Origin of the sequence: Streptococcus oralis (assembly GCF_004127215.1) — a bacterium.
Taxonomy (GTDB): domain Bacteria; phylum Bacillota; class Bacilli; order Lactobacillales; family Streptococcaceae; genus Streptococcus; species Streptococcus oralis_BD.
The window spans coordinates 1-687 of the sequence record NZ_QEWJ01000033.1 but is presented as its reverse complement, the minus strand read 5'-3'; the positions used below and the strand labels follow the sequence as shown (position 1 = coordinate 687).

The following is a 687-nucleotide window of genomic DNA, read 5'->3' as shown; positions in this document are numbered from 1 at the left end:
CATCAGCGAGCGTATCTGCTTCAACGAGTGCATCAGCATCAGCAAGTACATCAGCGAGCGTATCTGCTTCAACGAGTGCATCAGCATCAGCAAGTACATCAGCGAGCGTATCTGCTTCAACGAGTGCCTCAGCATCAGCAAGTACATCGGCGAGTGCCTCGGCTTCAACGAGTGCCTCAGTAAGTGCTAGCACGTCAGCGAGTGCGTCTGCTTCAACGAGTGCCTCAGTAAGTGCAAGTACATCAGCGAGCGCATCTGCCTCAACAAGTGCCTCAGTAAGTGCTAGCACGTCAGCGAGTGCGTCTGCTTCAACGAGTGCCTCAGTAAGTGCAAGTACATCAGCGAGCGCGTCGGCTTCAACAAGTGCCTCAGTAAGTGCAAGCACATCAGCGAGCGCGTCCGCTTCAACGAGTGCCTCAGTAAGTGCAAGTACATCAGCGAGCGTGTCTGCTTCAACGAGTGCTTCAGTTTCAGCAAGTACATCGGCGAGTGCGTCTGCTTCAACGAGCGCGTCAGCATCAGCAAGTACTTCGGCGAGCGCGTCTGCTTCAACAAGTGCCTCAGCATCAGCAAGTACATCAGCGAGCGTATCTGCTTCAACGAGTGCATCAGCATCAGCAAGTACATCAGCGAGCGTATCTGCTTCAACGAGTGCATCAGCATCAGCAAGTACATCAGCGAGCGTAT

General features: G+C 53.6%; 1 pseudogene. It reads right to left on the bottom strand.

From position 1 onward, the window contains the following. Positions 1 to 687 (bottom strand): annotated as a pseudogene (locus tag DF216_RS10880) (adhesive domain-containing protein); the annotation flags it as partial.